Origin of the sequence: Lactobacillus sp. UMNPBX16 (genome assembly GCF_002553775.1) — a bacterium.
GTDB classification, from domain to species: domain Bacteria; phylum Bacillota; class Bacilli; order Lactobacillales; family Lactobacillaceae; genus Lactobacillus; species Lactobacillus crispatus.
The window spans coordinates 1-15,239 of record NZ_PCYU01000036.1; the positions used below are offsets into that span (position 1 = coordinate 1).

The following is a 15,239-nucleotide window of genomic DNA, read 5'->3' on the forward strand; positions in this document are numbered from 1 at the left end:
GCAAAAAATTATACACTTAGTTTCTTAACTAATCCATTAGGTTTTACATATAAATTCTTAATATTATTTCGCTATTATAAGATCAATTAAGATGAAAGGAATGAGAACCTTGATTAAACTACTCTTAATTGGTGGATCATTTTTAACGCTTGGTTTAATGGCCATCAGCTCAGTATTAATTAATAAACCAGCAGTAGCAAAGGTAAAACATCGCCACTAAAAACCAGAATAATATATGTTAATAAATCTTTTTCCCCTCTAACTAGAAAGACCAGGTTATGTACTCCACATAGCCTGGTCTTCTTTTCGTCTTATTCTTTATGGTTGGTAGAAAATTGCACCTTGGTCAACAATTACATCTGGTTGCAACTTACGTAAACTCTTACTTTCAACACAATATTTTGTATTTTTCAAATACTCTTTGAAGTTCTTAGTTTCCAAGTGCTGCTTGTAAGCTTCATTATTACGATAAACTTCAATAGCTAACCATTCATTTGGTTGATCGGCAACAGTTCCTGCAATCATTGCCAAAATATCTTTTTCTTCTTCGACTGCCGTTTTCATTTCTTTCATTACAGCATGAGCAAACTCATCGCCCTTACCTAAAGAAACACCAATTTCAGTCAGATAAATAACATAATCATTTGATCCGGTAACTGCTAGTTTTTCTGCCTTTGTAGAAATAAATTCCGGAAACAATTCTACCTTTACTCGACTAGTTAAAATATCTTTAGCAACGTCAGTAAAATTCTTAAATTGCTTTGAATTAGCATGAGTATCATAACTTGCTTCGTCTTGATAGCATTCTACTACAAAATTAGTAGTTTCTTCGTCATGACTTGTCTGCATAAACAATGTGCCTGGTTCGTTTTCTTGAGAAGTAAGCATATTATGTTGCCCTGCTTTAACGAACTTTGCATGATCCTCTTTATTAGTTTCTAGTTTATATAAACGCAAAATTGGTGTTTGTTTTAATTTCATAACTTCTCCTCCAAGAATTAATTTTGTCACTATTATACTAAATTTTACCGCGTCTATTAGTAAAAAACATCCCTTAGTTAAGGGATGTCACAAAACTATAACGTGTAATTAACTTTCTTAAACTTGTAGTCCTTCATTTTTTTAGCTAATTTCTTGCTTCTGAAGTAGTTACCACCATCATATCTACTAGAATAAACCAGCACGTTATGCTTTTTACCATTAATGGTTTGTGGTACCACTCGATAAAGACTCCAATTTTCAAAAGTAATCCACGGATCAATCTCATAGAATGTATCATTCTTCATTTTGGTAGTTTTACCAGACATCCAGTTTTGCGTTACCTTATCAAAGTTCTTCTGGTTAGCAATTCTACCATTGAAGTAATCACTAATTGTCGAAGCCTCCTGGGTAAATATTGGTTTGCCATTAACAGTATGTTCAGTAAAGGTGATCTTTGTGCCATTATGTGCATTACGATCATAAGAGTACCAAGTACCCTGCATCTTTTTTGGAATAGTAACCTGTACACCATTACCATAAGTTGAAGCATCAACAGTCTCAACTTGACTAGCCAAACCAGTTAATCCTAAAACAAGTACCATTGATGTTAAAGGTAACAAAGTTCTTTTTAGCATAAAAATCATCTCCAGAATGTAAAATATATGAATCCGCTTTCATAATATATTTTACAGTATCTTATAGTACTTAGACAAGATATTTTTAACTTTACAGATTAATATTCTTGCTGCAATAGCTTTATAAACTCACTACTTAACGCTGAATTTGACTTATAAAAAGCCATTATCTTTTGCTTTATTAACTGACCATGATCAAGCAAGAAAAGTGGCTGCAAATCTGCAGTATTAATTAACCTAGCCGTATTCTCATTTAAAATAAAATAGCCAGACCCAGAGGCGACCAACAGTGCTGCTTCTTCAACCGAGTTAGAAGCGATGAATTGACTGCCAATTTGATACAAATCTTTAAATAAATGTAGCTCACTAACCTCTTCTTCAGGTTTAGCCACAATAAAACAAGTCATATCATTGAGCTCGTCTTTTTCAATCATTTGAATGTCATTAGGATACATTCCCTTGGGCAAAATTGCCATTACACCAGCTTGAGTCAATTCTGTTTCATCAAAGTTAAGATTCTCGTCACGCAAATCATTGATTGCTATGTCTGCTTCATCTTCATTCAATTTTGCAAAAGCACCATCATGACTAGTCGCAAGTAGTTTTACATCTACATTAGGATGTTTTAACACAAAATGCTGCACTGCCTGATCTAATTCCTTACGACCTAATTGGTCAAAATATGCAATCTTTAATTCCGTCATTTTATTTTTCATCCAGCGGTGCGTGTCCTTCTTCTGCTACTCTTCTTTTATCCTTAGTATCTTCATGCTTATTAAGTGCCATCAAGGCAAAAAAGATCAAATTCAAACCACTAACTACAATGCCAAATAATTTTATTAAATTGAGTTTCTTTTCTTTACTCATTTTTTAACCTCACAACTAAAAATAATCATAAAATGATACATCGCCTTTAACGAAATCTAATTTTTTGATGCGGTAATCTGTAATTAATCCTAGTTTAACAGCAGCATTCATGGTTAGTCTACCTAATAGCACCTGGGTCCACGCGGTAATTGATCCCGAAAAATCAACCAATGCATCTTCCTTACGTTCTACCGCTACCTTACGTCCATGATTACTTAATTGCCAAACTCCAATATTCCAAGGACACTGTTCATCGCTATTGACTTCCAGATTAAAATCACCTTCTTGCATTGGCCGCATACAAGCCAAAACTTTTTCAAAATCAATAATTCGACTCATCATATAAGGACGCAAATCAACTTGGAGTTCGTTTTGTTCAGGAAAAAGTTCAGCTCGTAACGATTTCTCTGGTACGCTCATTTTAAATTGCTTAACACTGCCCGCGTGCGAACCCATAAAACCAAACATACTCAGTAATCCCTGCGGCGTAATTGCGTACATTTCATCAGCTAAAAAAGTATTGTCTCTAATGCGATAAATCAAGTAACTAATTGGCCGCTCATCCGCGTCAAAATAAACGGCTACATTGCGGTGATGATAATAAGAATCAAGTCTATTCCACCACCATGCCTCACGTATAACCGTGTTACGTTCATCATCAGTATGCAGTTGACGTTCATAAAGTTGAATCACACCATTTTGAACAGCTAAATTGTCCCACTTGCCACGCACTATATGACCAGAACGTGGTAATTTAAAACTGCGCAATGCGCTTCCATCAAAGCGATATTCTTTTTGATAAATACTATTGCTAAACCCGTACTGGCGATAAAAGCTCTCCGAAAATGGTGCCAGGTTAGCAAACGGAATATCTTGCCTATGTAAGTCATGCAAAATTTCTTTCATTAATTGGGAAATATGACCTTGGCCACGATACTCAGGATATGAAGCTACATAACCTATTCCAGCCATTGGTAAATGATGCCCAAAAACATCACTTTTAAATCGATTAACCATAATATAGCTAGCTAATTTTTCCTTATCAAAATAGCCATAACCTGTACTATGATCATAACGACTCATAAAATTTTCATCTTTAGTCAAATCATTATTTTTCAAAAATGCATATTGAATTAATGCCGTAATTTGCTTTAAATTATTCTTATTTTTCTTTAATTTCATGCTTATTCCTATACGTACATCTATAAATTTATTCATTACTATTTTAGTTCATTTTTTTAATTTTTAACTAGATTTTTCATAAAAATAAACCGGAATCATAAAATCCCGGTTTATTTTACGCAACATATTCTTGATAAAGCTGAGAGATAAATGCCTGCATCTGTTCCACTGAATGTCTCCGGCTGCGAGCACATTCTTTAGCAGGACGATCACATAAAAAGCACTTACGTGGCTGCCTGCCCAAATCTCTGCGTGAAATTGCAGCTTGTTTATTTTTTACCAACACGTCTGCATCAAAGAGACGTCCCAATGATGTCTGATCTTCAAAATCAATTGTTGAGCGCTTTACTTTTTCAATTGACAAAGATAATACATAGAAGTTTTCACAGCCACTATCATCATTAAGCTGTGTCACCAATTTAAAATGATAACCTAGGTTAGTCCAAGCATTTTCCAGCTCATTGATACCAAACATAAACATTTTAGTTAAATAGCGATTATTCTTGATTGGTCCTGGGATATTCATCTTAATGTCGACTAGAGTTTGATTAGGATACTTATTAAAAATCTTATGTTGTACAGCTACTCGCCTATCTTTAGCTGCTAAAACTTGGGCAATATCCTGCTTTTTTCCTTCATTAAAAATATTCATTTTTATCACCCTGTTAATTATAAACGATTGTGCCGACTCCGTCTGCTAGTTTGTTGGCATTGCTCAAAGAGGTGATAATTGCTAAATTACCTGTTTTTTCTACAAATTCAATTGCAGCTTCTATCTTAGGCTTCATACTCCCAGCTGCGAAATAACCTGCTGCTAGATATTGTTTGAGCTGTTCAACTTTTATTTTACCAATTGCTTGTTGATTTTCTTTGCCATAATTCAAAAATGCATGATCCACCGTTGTTAGAATTACTAATTCATCAGCGTTGATATCTTCTGCCATTTTAGCAGCGGAAAAATCTTTATCAATTACGCCGGCAACACCTCTGAGATGCCCATCTTTCACAATAACAGGGATGCCACCACCGCCACAGGCAATCGGAATAAATAAATTTCCTAAAGTAGCCGCCATCACTGCTTTAATTGAATGCAATCGATTTTCAGCTTCTGTAAATTGCCAAGCATACTTTGAATTAAAGACCTCATCAGTTACTTCCATCTCATTTAAGCCATATTTTTCATAGATTTCTTCTCCCACCTGAGTTGTTCGATCATGAAAAGCTGGCAAACAATGCATAAAGATCAATTGGTCATCTGGTGTACCAGTCATTTGCATCATTTTCATTGTGACCGTATATGGCTTTAATAATTTAATTCGTTCAGACCAATCATTTTCACCCATCGAAACCCAAACATCGGTATAAACAACATTGGCTCCTTTAACGCCCTGAGCAATATCATCTGTGATCAAATTTTTTGAACCTGAATCTTGGGCAAAATTTTGAGCAATTTTTTGTACATCAGGATGTGTAAACAAAGGCTTGGGTGTAACAATATGTACATTAACACCTAACATTGAGCCTAGGACTTTAGCCGTATCCTTGACGCTTTCTTTTTTACCTAAGTGGATCTCGCTTGCGCCTAGATATTCTGGATGAGCACCTAAATCATTACAAGCTACTACAAAAGCAGATTGCGTCCTAGTTGAGGCTTTTTCAAAAAGTAGTGCAATATTTTTACCTTTCAGATATTCATGTGGGATATGCTCTTTTTTAAGTTCTTTTAAATGTGATGCAAAATCAATTAAATATGAAATTTCAGCTGGAGTATAGTCTTTACAATCGAGAAAACTTCTACCTTGAAAAACATTTTGTAAATATTTCATTTTTTGCCTCTTATAAATCTTCACGAATCAACGGACACGACATACATCTAGGACCGCCACGACCACGTGAGAGTTCACTAGACCGAATCTCATGAACGATGATGCCATGTTTTCTTAGCAAATCATTGGATACATAATTACGATCATAAGTAACGATTTCACCTGGTGCAATTGCCAAGGTATTTGAGCCGTCATTCCATTGCTCACGTGGTGCGGCAATTGGATCACCACCGCCAGTTGGAATTAAATCCAATTCGCTTAAATGCAAGTTTTCTTTCAAAACCTGCACCAAATCATTCTTTTCTGTAATTTTTACACCGTTGTGATCATCGGGCTGTAGAACATAAATATCAATTTTGCCGGCTTTATCTAAAATAAAGGGATGAACCGTAAATTGATCATAATTAATCATTGTAAAAACTGTATCAAGGTGCATCATAGCATGATTGTGCGGAATCTTAATCGCTAAAATCGTATCATAACTTGAATGACCAAATAAATTATGAGCTAAGTCAGTAATTGCAGTTGCAGAAGTGCGTTGTGAAATACCTACAGCTAACACATGGTTATTTAGAACTAGTTCATCCCCGCCCTCAAGGCGACCATGATGATAACGGTCACGCCAAACTGGAATAGTTGCGTTCTTGAAATCAGGATGATTTTTCAAAATTGTTTCCATAAATAATGATTCACGTCGTCTAGCTCTGAAAGTCATCCGGTTAATGGTCATCCCTGAACCAATTGCAGCCTGTTGATCTCGAGTAAAATATACATTTGGCATTGGATCAAGATAAAAAGGGTAATCTGGGTCTTCAGCCAAATCTGCTAAAGATGGGGTAGAATTATGAATCGCACTTTTTCTAATTCCAGCAATCACCGTTTTTACCATTTCCTTAGTTGGCAATTCTTGGAGATAGTTCAGCAATAATTGATGCAAAGGATCCTGTTTTTTAATACTTGATTCATCCAGTAACTGATCTAAGAATGCCCGACGAACTTTCTCATCTGTTAAAGATTCTGCTAATAAATCCTCAAGATATAATACTTTGATCCCCTGCTGCCTCAATACATGCGCAAAAGCATCATGTTCTTCTTGGGCAATCTTCAGATAAGGAATATCGTCAATTAACATTCGATGCAAAATATCTGGGGCTAGATTTTCTAGTTCTTTTCCCGGTCGATGTAACATCACCGTTTTTAACTTACCAATTTCTGAATAAACATGAATCGGACTCGACATTCAACCACCTTCTATTAATCATTGTATCCGTTTACATTTATTATGGATCAATTAGGCAAAAGTTACAGTATTATCATATTGCAGCAATGATTTTTTTCATTAAAGGTGTAACTTGATGATCTTTACGCCAAACCAGCTGCAAATGTGTTATCCAATTAGCATGTTTAATTGCGATCATATTTTCTTGGGCATAAGTTGTCGCAATTGATTCTGGTACTAGCGCTACTCCCATTTTTCTCTTGGCCCAAGTAATTGCTGTCCGTGAATCATCACACTTAACCGCATAAAATGGCTTAAGCCCATGATGTGCAAAAGTTTGATTAAAAATATCCTCAAAGCGGCGATAAATAATCAATGGCTGATCTGCTAGATCTTTAATGCGTAATTCTTTTTTTTGCTGAAAATCTGGGTCTACACTAATAGCCATCATTTTTTCAGTTGTTAAAGTCTTAGTATTTAAACCTGTCTGGTTGTAAGGCGTTCGTACAATGCCTAGATCGATTGTCTTTTTTTCTAATTTATCCAGGATGCCATAAGTATTATCTTCATAAATATCAAAAGAAATTTCCGGATAATATTTTCGTAATTCATTAAAAGAATTCATTGGTATCAAGCCCGTTGAGGAAGATGCCATTCCAATTGCAATCGTTCCCAATTCACCGGAAATAGTCTTATGTACTTGGTTTTCAGCATTTTGAGCTAGAGAAATAATTTCATTGGCATAGCTTTGAAAAATTTGTCCCACATCAGTTAGCTCAATACCATGTGCCGTTCTTTTAAATAATTGCGCGCCCAACTCTTTCTCTAATTGTTTTAATTGATAGCTTAATGGTGGCTGTGCAATATACAAGCGCTTAGCAGCTGCTGTAATCTGCTTTTCTTCTGCTACAACTAGAAAATAACGTAACTGTTTTAGATTCATATTATTTATCCTTTTTTTATTTCAATTGATAGTGATATTAAAATATTTAATATCTTATATTGTATTTTAGTATTTTATTCATAGCAATATCTGTGCTACCTTATTAAGGTAGATTTGGAGGGAAAATAATGTCTGATAAATTTCACGGCTTAACTCAAGCCGAAGCAGACAAGCGCTTAAAAGAAGATGGCTTAAATGAAGTACCAGAGCCTGAATACAATTTCTTTAAAGAGTTCTTGTCTAAGTTATGGAACCTATCCGCTTGGATTCTAGAAGCTGCTTTAATTCTAGAATGTATCTTGGGCAAATGGGTCCAATCATTATTCGTGTTGTTGATGCTTTTATTTGCTGCATTTAACGGTGCATCTAAGAAAAAGCAATCAAGACGAGTTTTAAATAATATTTCACACAAGTTGACTCCTACTGTGTCAGTTGAACGCGATGGCAAGTGGATCAAACTTGATTCTAAACAACTAGTTAAAGGCGATTTAATCTCACTTAAACGCGGGGACGTACTCGCAGCAGATGTTAAAATCGTTGACGGTAACGTAGCTTGTGATGAAAGCTCAATTACAGGTGAATCTAAACCAGTTAAGAAAGCCATTGATGACACTGCCTTTGCCGGTACTACAGTTGTTGAAGGTGATGGCCTAGCTGTTGTTACTGCTACAGGTAAAGATTCTAGAAGCGGTAAGACGATTAATTTGATCAACAATTCCGCTGCTCCTGGTCACTTACAACAACTTTTGACTAAGATTATCTACTACCTTTGCTTACTAGATGGTGTTTTAACCTTAGTTATTATTATCGCCTCCTTCTTCAAAGGCGGTAATTTCAATACCTTTATTAATATGTTGCCATTCCTGGCAATGATGTTTATTGCTTCAATTCCTGTAGCAATGCCATCAACTTTTGCTTTATCCAACTCATTTGAAGCAACCCGCTTAAGTAAAGAAGGAGTCCTGACTTCTGACCTAACTGGAATTCAGGACGCAGCTAACTTGAACTTGCTTTTACTTGATAAGACTGGAACAATTACGGAAAACAAAACTGCCGTAGCCGCTTGGACTGATCTAAGTGACTTGCCTGATAAAGACGTGCTTGCTTTAGCTGGAGCCGCAACTGATAAACGTAATGCTGGTATTATCGATACAGCAATCGATGAATACTTAGTAGAAAATAACATTCCAGTCATGAATGCTGAAAACTTTACTCCATTTACTTCTGACACTGGTTATTCTATGGCTGATGTTGCTGGACATAATGTAAAGCTTGGTTCATTTAAGCAATTATCCTTGATCGATAAACATGCCGATGAAGAAATTTCTGGAATTAATTTCAAGGCAGGACGCTCAGTGGCAGTCTTGATTGACGATAAGTTAGCTGGTGTCTTCATCTTACAAGATAAAGTTAGAACAGACTCTAAAGCAGCTTTGGCTGAACTCAAGAAACGTGGCGTTCGCCCAATTATGTTAACTGGTGACAATCAAAAGACCGCTGCTGCAGTGGCAGAACAAGTTGATTTAACTGGTGAAGTAATTTCGATTCACGATTTCAATGAAAATACTGATATTAATGATTTGGCCGGTATTGCTGATGTTTTACCAGAAGATAAACTCAAGATGGTAAAGCTTTTCCAAGAAAAAGGCTATATCGTAGGGATGACTGGTGACGGAGTTAACGACGCACCTGCATTAAAACAAGCTGAAGTAGGAATCGCGGTTTCAAATGCTGCTGACGTAGCTAAGCGTTCGGGTAAAATGGTATTACTAGACGATGGTCTAGGCTCAATTGTTAAAATTTTAGACGCTGGACATCGCGTATACCAAAGAATGACTACTTGGTCACTAACCAAGCTTGCTAGAACTGCTGAATTAACGATGCTGTTAACTTTTGGCTATCTTTTCTTTGACTACATCCCAATGGCCTTGAATGCAATGGTTATCTATACCATTATGAACAATATGGTTACGATGATGATTGGGACGGACCGGACTCACATTACTTATAAGCCAGAAAACTGGAATATGGCTAAGCTTGCTAAGATCGCCTTTTCACTAGCTGCTGGTTGGACTTTAATTGGTATTGGGTTTGTTTGGTTCTTAAACACACACGGTTGGAGTCACGGTGCTGTTTCTACTATGGTTTACGTATACCTAGTTCTTAGCGCAATGTTGATTGTTTTGATTACTAGAACTCGTAAGTACTTTTGGCAAGATTACCCATCCAAGTTGGTTGGTAGTGTTCAAATTGCAGATGTTCTATTGACCTTTATCTTAGCTCTTTGTGGTTGGGCAATGGTCCAAATTTCTATTCAAAATCTAGCAATCACCGTTTTAGTCGCACTAATTGCTGCTGTAGTGATCGATTTAGTTTACCAACCGGTGATGAAAAACAGATAAATTATTAATTCAATTTTGCATTAAAAAAGCGCTTCTAAGAAATTACATTCTTGGAAGTGCTTTTCGTTTACCTTTTTGACTCACGATATCCCGCCGCACGAGCCGCTGCTTTGCTCTTAAAGAAAATTGCATTTTCGCGATTCATTCGGTAATTATGTCCACGCATTACATGAAATATTTTTGATCGCTTATTACCAACAATTTTAGTCCTGTCATGTTGCTTACGCCTTCTTTTTTACGATAAGATGTATTCTGTAGATTCGCAGGTATAACACTAATTTCCCCAACTAACGTTAATAATGCAACAATTGCCATCAACAAATTTTTGCATTTTTTCATTAAAAACCTTCCTAATAATAACTATATCTTCGTAGCATACGCTTATATATTAGATTGTGCTTATTTCATTTGAATTAACATAAAGTCAAATTTTAATTACTTTCACTTGCGCTAAAAATATCTAGAAATTGTAAAAACAAGTTAACAAAGTCAAGATATAACTGCAGTGCACCCAGCACTGCTAGTCCATTAGTTGAAATATCATCACCATAGCGTAAATAAATATTCTTCATGCGCTGAGCATCCTATGCCGTCAATATAGTAAAAATAATGACCGCAATAGTTGAAAAAATATAATCAATTATAGGATTATGTAAAAACAAATTAATTACCATTGCTACAATTAAGCCGATTAAAGCAGCGGAAGCATAAGAACCAATTCGACTCAGGTCTTTTTTAGTTACAGTTCCGATAATTGCCATAATGACAAAAACAGTAGCCAAAGCAACATTGTGTCCGCTATAAGCCTCGGCAAGAAAAGCAAAAGTAACGTCATAAACAATTGCGGTTATCATCAGTAAGGCAAAACTCGCGACGGGATTACGCGTTGCTCTAAAACTAATAATAAAAGTCAAAGCAATTGGCAGTAAAATTAAAAGCCACACTTCCCATTGATGAGCCGCAATAAAGCTAGCAAATGATCTAGCAAAAACCGTCATTGTTAGATAAGCACTGGTAGCTGAAATAAAAACCGCCAAGGCCATATATTCTACTCAAAAAAAGATTTAACCCAAGTGCATCCACTTGTCGTCGCTCAGACTCTTGATCACAATTTTCCATCTTGATTTTCCCTCTTTTTAAACATACTCTGTACACCTAATATAACACCTGGTTTACTGAAAAAGTAACGAGACGAATTGCTATCAGCATACTATATTTTGAGCGTATTATTTCACTGCTTTTCTTGCTTTGGACTAGACCTATAATGCTAAGCTTGATCTAATTGGTATAGACATATTAATAAGAAAGAGGTACTTTTATGACAATGAGATCACTTGGTCTGTCCATTTATCCAGATCATACCAACTTTGAAGATAATACGAAATACTTAGAACTAGGTCATAAATACGGCTTTACTCGTATTTTTATGAGTATGCTTGAGGTACAAGGTAGCCCTGAAGAAACTCCAGCTAAATATAAGAAGATTATTGACTACGGCAATAAATTAGGCTACCAAACTTTTCTTGATGTATCACCTCAGCTCTTTAAGAAATTAGAAATTGATTATTCAGATCTGAAATTTTTTGCAGATATCGGTGCAGCTGGTATTCGGCTTGATGAAGCTTTTGACGGTGCAACAGAGGCCATGCTTTCATACAATCCTTATGGCCTAATTATTGAACTTAACATGAGTAATAATGCTGACTACCTCAACAATATTTTATCTTATCAAGCCAACCAACCTTTCATCTATGGCTGCCATAATTTTTATCCACAGCGCGGCACGGCTCTACCTTATGATTTCTTCTTAGATTGTAGTACACGTTTTAAAAATTTGGGCATTCACTCTGCTGCTTTTGTCTCTAGTCAAGTTGGCAAAGTTGGTCCTTGGAATGTTGAAGATGGCCTCCCTACTTTAGAAGAAGACCGCGATTTACCAATCGAAGTAAAAGCAATGCATTTATTTGCTTCAAATATGATTGATGATGTAATTATTGGCAACGCCTATGCTAGTGAAGCGGAACTTAAAGCACTCTCTGAAGTAAATCGCTATCAGTTAAAATTACACGTAAATTATGTATCTGACATTAACGAAATTGAAAAAACAATAGTTGAAAAGCCACAACACTTCCGCCGAGGTGACCTAACTAAGGCGGTTATTCGTTCAACTATGCCGCGAGTTACCTATAAAGATATTCCTAATCCTATCCATGATAACGAAGTAGAATTTCAACGCGGTGACGTTATTATTGGCAATGATAATTTTGGTCATTATAAAAATGAATTACAAATTGTCCTTGAACCGCATAAAGAACCGCGCATGAATAAAGTTGGTTCTATTAGTTCAGATGAATTATTCTTGCTCGACTTCATTAAACCATGGTCTAAATTTAAATTAACCAGTAAGTAAAAAACAGCTCGTGATCTACTATTTTGTAGACACGAGCTGTTTTTTTACTTGAATAAATCGTTAAAACTTTCACTCATCGTTGGGTGCGTATAAATTTGATCCCGCAAAACATGTGCTGGTATTTTCATTTTCATAGCCAAACTGATTTGATTAATTAATTCATATGATTCAGCGCCATATAAAGTTACACCTAAAATCTGGTTATTAGCTGGATTAATTAGAGCCTTAAATAAACCACGTGGGCCTTTCAGTACTTGTGCTTTAGGAATTGCAGCTACCGGCAACTTTTTCAATTCATATTCAACTTTCTGTGCCTTTGCTTCTTTTTCATTTAGGCCAACTCGAGATAAAGCTGGCGTAATAAACACACTATATGGCACATTAATTCGATCACTTACTTTCCTTTGGGCATCCCCATATAATTGGTCCTTAATAATTCGAAAATCATCAAGCGAAATATAGGTAAATTGCAAGCCGCCTTTAACGTCTCCAATTGCCCAAACATTTTTGACATTAGTCTTTAAATAATCGTCAACTACAATTGCACCACGTTCAGTTAGCTTAATCTTAGTATTCTTTAAGCCGAGATTCTCAGTATTTGGCTTTCTACCAGTAGCAACTAAAATTCGATCAGCAGTTATTGTTAAAGACTCGCCATTTTTCTCATAATAAATAGTATGGTCATCAACTTTAGTAATCTTTACACCTAATTCAAATTTTACGCCATTAAGTTCCAGATCACGCTTAATTTCAGCCGCAATATCATCATCTTCACGTGGCAAAAAATTATCGTGCAAGTCCAATACGGTTACTTCTGAACCATATTCTGCAAACATTGAGGCAAATTCTAAGCCAATATAGCCAGCACCAATAATGACCAACTTCTTAGGTAATTCAGCTTGGGCCATAGCAGCAGTTGAATCAAGAATAGCACTACTTTCTGCCAGACCGGGAATCGGCAACATCACTGGAACTGCTCCAGTGTTAATAAAAATTCGCTCACCGCGGTATTCTTCTACTTGACCATTTGTTAAAGTTACAGCAACTTCATGGTCTCCTGTAAACTTAGCAGTACCATCAAGCACAGTCACTGTTTTCTCATCTGCTAGCATATGGTAATTCTTCCCGCGTAACATTGAAGTCATTTTGTTTTTACCATTAACTGCATCTACGAAATCCACGCCATTACCCGCTTCGATAATTAAGCGTTTAGATGGCAGACAAGCAATATTAATGCAAGTACCACCATACATTTGATTAGATTTTTCAATGACTAGGACTTCTTCGCCCTTTTTCGCTAAAAATTTAGCTAGCGTTTTGCCGCCTTTACCAAAGCCGATAATAATATTCTTTACTGTTTTCATAATTAAATCCTCTAATTCAACAATTTGTTGTTCCCTATTGTGAATGATTACAGCATTTTTGTCATCTTTTTTGTTTGGCAATAAAAAAACAAAACCTCCTAAAAGCGAGTCGCCTTTAAGAGGTTTGCTAAAATTTCTGTTGATCGGGCATCGTGAATAAGGATTCTCGATGCAACACTTTCTTTAGTATAACGATGTTTGGAAGTTAGATCAAGCACGATTTTTAGAATGATTAAGTTAATCGATTATCTATTTTTTTATTTTTAGAGAAATCCCTTGATACAAGAGTAAGATGCCTCCACGTACGTGGAGAATACAGCCACGTTGGAACGGTGATATTGACAGCCTTGGGATCACCTCCACATACGTGGAGAATACTCTAAATATGCATCTTCCATTAATGCACCAACAGGATCACCTCCACATACGTGGAGAATACCGCTTAATTAATCGATATGGTGAAACTCATGAGGGATCACCTCCACATACGTGGAGAATACAACAACGTATTTCGTGGTCAAAACTTAGGCGCAGGATCACCTCCACATACGTGGAGAATACTCTGCTTTATCTGCAATTTGTGTTTCTTCAATAGGATCACCTCCACATACGTGGAGAATACTCAACAGTGACGGTGTTACTGATCAAACGACTAGGATCACCTCCACATACGTGGAGAATACACCCCACCATCGCCCATAGCCTTGTTAATCGTGAGGATCACCTCCACATACGTGGAGAATACCACGCTGATCCTGTAGCAAGAATCACATTTTTAGGATCACCTCCACATACGTGGAGAATACCATTCAGTTTTCTATTTATAAAAGCAGTACTAGGGATCACCTCCACATACGTGGAGAATACCACCAATCAGAACCCCATCTTTGTAAAATATTAGGATCACCTCCACATACGTGGAGAATACTCAAATAAAGCATTGCTATTCTTCAACAGATTAGGATCACCTCCACATACGTGGAGAATACTTTGCCGATAGAAAGCAGGCACAAAATGAATTAGGATCACCTCCACATACGTGGAGAATACAGCACCACCAACCATAAGTAGTGCGGCACCTAAGGATCACCTCCACATACGTGGAGAATACCACTCTTTCTTTTAATCAAATGGCAAGTCACTAGGATCACCTCCACATACGTGGAGAATACTCAAGTTCATCAGTCATGCCACGAATTCGACCGGGATCACCTCCACATACGTGGAGAATACTAGCTGTCTTCCATGTAGCGACCATACCAACGTAGGATCACCTCCACATACGTGGAGAATACTTAGCAGATTTATCCGATGATAAAAGATTGATTAGGATCACCTCCACATACGTGGAGAATACCAATTCAAGTAACTGCAGAACAAATGAAAGGTGAGGATCACCTCCACATACGT

The 15,239-nt window shown here is 36.4% G+C and carries 15 protein-coding genes, 1 pseudogene and 1 CRISPR repeat array (1 of these 17 running past the window's edge); of the genes and pseudogenes, 3 read left to right on the top strand and 13 right to left on the bottom strand.

Going from position 1 to position 15,239, the window contains the following annotated elements:
• Positions 1–91 precede the first annotated feature (91 nt).
• Positions 92–220, top strand: coding sequence for a hypothetical protein (locus CP367_RS11135; RefSeq protein WP_005719230.1), 129 nt, complete (start codon positions 92–94; stop codon positions 218–220).
• Between the two features lie 98 nt (positions 221–318).
• Here CP367_RS11135 and CP367_RS08280 read toward each other — a convergent pair whose 3' ends face one another.
• From CP367_RS08280 to CP367_RS08320, 9 genes are all read right to left on the bottom strand, one after another.
• Positions 319–981: a putative quinol monooxygenase gene (locus CP367_RS08280; RefSeq protein WP_089145785.1), complete on the bottom strand. Its 663-nt coding sequence runs from the start codon at positions 979–981 to the stop codon at positions 319–321.
• A gap of 95 nt (positions 982–1,076) precedes the next feature.
• A complete protein-coding gene (locus tag CP367_RS08285; RefSeq protein WP_005719232.1) occupies positions 1,077–1,625 on the bottom strand; it encodes a hypothetical protein in 549 nt (182 codons plus the stop codon).
• Positions 1,626–1,714: 89 nt separating this feature from the next.
• Positions 1,715–2,332: a LysR family transcriptional regulator substrate-binding protein gene (locus tag CP367_RS08290; RefSeq protein WP_089145786.1), complete on the bottom strand. Its 618-nt coding sequence runs from the start codon at positions 2,330–2,332 to the stop codon at positions 1,715–1,717.
• Positions 2,322–2,483: a hypothetical protein gene (locus tag CP367_RS10885; protein WP_005719234.1), complete on the bottom strand. Its 162-nt coding sequence runs from the start codon at positions 2,481–2,483 to the stop codon at positions 2,322–2,324. The genes CP367_RS08290 and CP367_RS10885 overlap by 11 nt, the downstream gene beginning before the upstream one ends.
• Before the next feature lie 15 nt (positions 2,484–2,498).
• Positions 2,499–3,665 (bottom strand): enhanced intracellular survival protein Eis, encoded by a 1,167-nt coding sequence (gene eis, locus CP367_RS08300; protein ID WP_089145787.1) that lies wholly within the window; start codon positions 3,663–3,665, stop codon positions 2,499–2,501.
• A 115-nt stretch (positions 3,666–3,780) separates the two neighbouring features.
• Positions 3,781–4,317, bottom strand: a complete 537-nt coding sequence (citX, locus tag CP367_RS08305; RefSeq protein ID WP_013086469.1) for a citrate lyase holo-[acyl-carrier protein] synthase — start codon at positions 4,315–4,317, stop codon at positions 3,781–3,783.
• A 13-nt stretch (positions 4,318–4,330) separates the two neighbouring features.
• Positions 4,331–5,491 carry a peptide transporter gene (locus tag CP367_RS08310; RefSeq protein WP_089145788.1) on the bottom strand — a complete coding sequence of 387 codons (1,161 nt, stop codon included), beginning with the start codon at positions 5,489–5,491 and terminating at the stop codon, positions 4,331–4,333.
• A 10-nt stretch (positions 5,492–5,501) separates the two neighbouring features.
• A complete protein-coding gene (arcA, locus tag CP367_RS08315) occupies positions 5,502–6,731 on the bottom strand; it encodes an arginine deiminase (protein ID WP_089145789.1) in 1,230 nt (409 codons plus the stop codon).
• A gap of 73 nt (positions 6,732–6,804) precedes the next feature.
• Positions 6,805–7,653: a LysR family transcriptional regulator gene (locus CP367_RS08320; RefSeq protein ID WP_005723104.1), complete on the bottom strand. Its 849-nt coding sequence runs from the start codon at positions 7,651–7,653 to the stop codon at positions 6,805–6,807.
• A 128-nt stretch (positions 7,654–7,781) separates the two neighbouring features.
• On the opposite strand from CP367_RS08320, the gene CP367_RS08325 reads away from it, so the two are divergent.
• The gene (locus CP367_RS08325; protein ID WP_089145790.1) at positions 7,782–10,055 is read left to right on the top strand and encodes an HAD-IC family P-type ATPase; all 2,274 of its coding nucleotides are present in this window, start codon (positions 7,782–7,784) and stop codon (positions 10,053–10,055) included.
• A 67-nt stretch (positions 10,056–10,122) separates the two neighbouring features.
• Here the strand turns inward: CP367_RS08325 and CP367_RS11025 are convergent, their stop codons facing one another.
• From CP367_RS11025 to CP367_RS08335, 3 genes and pseudogenes are all read right to left on the bottom strand, one after another.
• Complete coding sequence (locus CP367_RS11025) at positions 10,123–10,257, bottom strand: Ada metal-binding domain-containing protein (protein ID WP_308197601.1); 135 nt, start codon at positions 10,255–10,257, stop codon at positions 10,123–10,125.
• Complete coding sequence (locus tag CP367_RS11030; protein ID WP_233186471.1) at positions 10,221–10,394, bottom strand: hypothetical protein; 174 nt, start codon at positions 10,392–10,394, stop codon at positions 10,221–10,223. Before CP367_RS11030 ends, CP367_RS11025 begins: the two co-directional genes overlap by 37 nt.
• Before the next feature lie 92 nt (positions 10,395–10,486).
• Positions 10,487–11,174: pseudogene (locus CP367_RS08335) on the bottom strand (Bax inhibitor-1 family protein).
• A 199-nt stretch (positions 11,175–11,373) separates the two neighbouring features.
• Between CP367_RS08335 and CP367_RS08340 the strand changes: the two are divergent.
• The gene (locus tag CP367_RS08340) at positions 11,374–12,465 is read left to right on the top strand and encodes a DUF871 domain-containing protein (RefSeq protein WP_065989786.1); all 1,092 of its coding nucleotides are present in this window, start codon (positions 11,374–11,376) and stop codon (positions 12,463–12,465) included.
• A 44-nt stretch (positions 12,466–12,509) separates the two neighbouring features.
• On the opposite strand, the gene CP367_RS08345 is transcribed toward CP367_RS08340, so the two are convergent.
• Positions 12,510–13,829, bottom strand: coding sequence for an FAD-dependent oxidoreductase (locus CP367_RS08345; RefSeq protein ID WP_089145804.1), 1,320 nt, complete (start codon positions 13,827–13,829; stop codon positions 12,510–12,512).
• Between the two features lie 289 nt (positions 13,830–14,118).
• Positions 14,119–15,239: a CRISPR direct-repeat array (repeat unit 28 nt; unit sequence GGATCACCTCCACATACGTGGAGAATAC) (it continues 131 nt past the right edge of the window).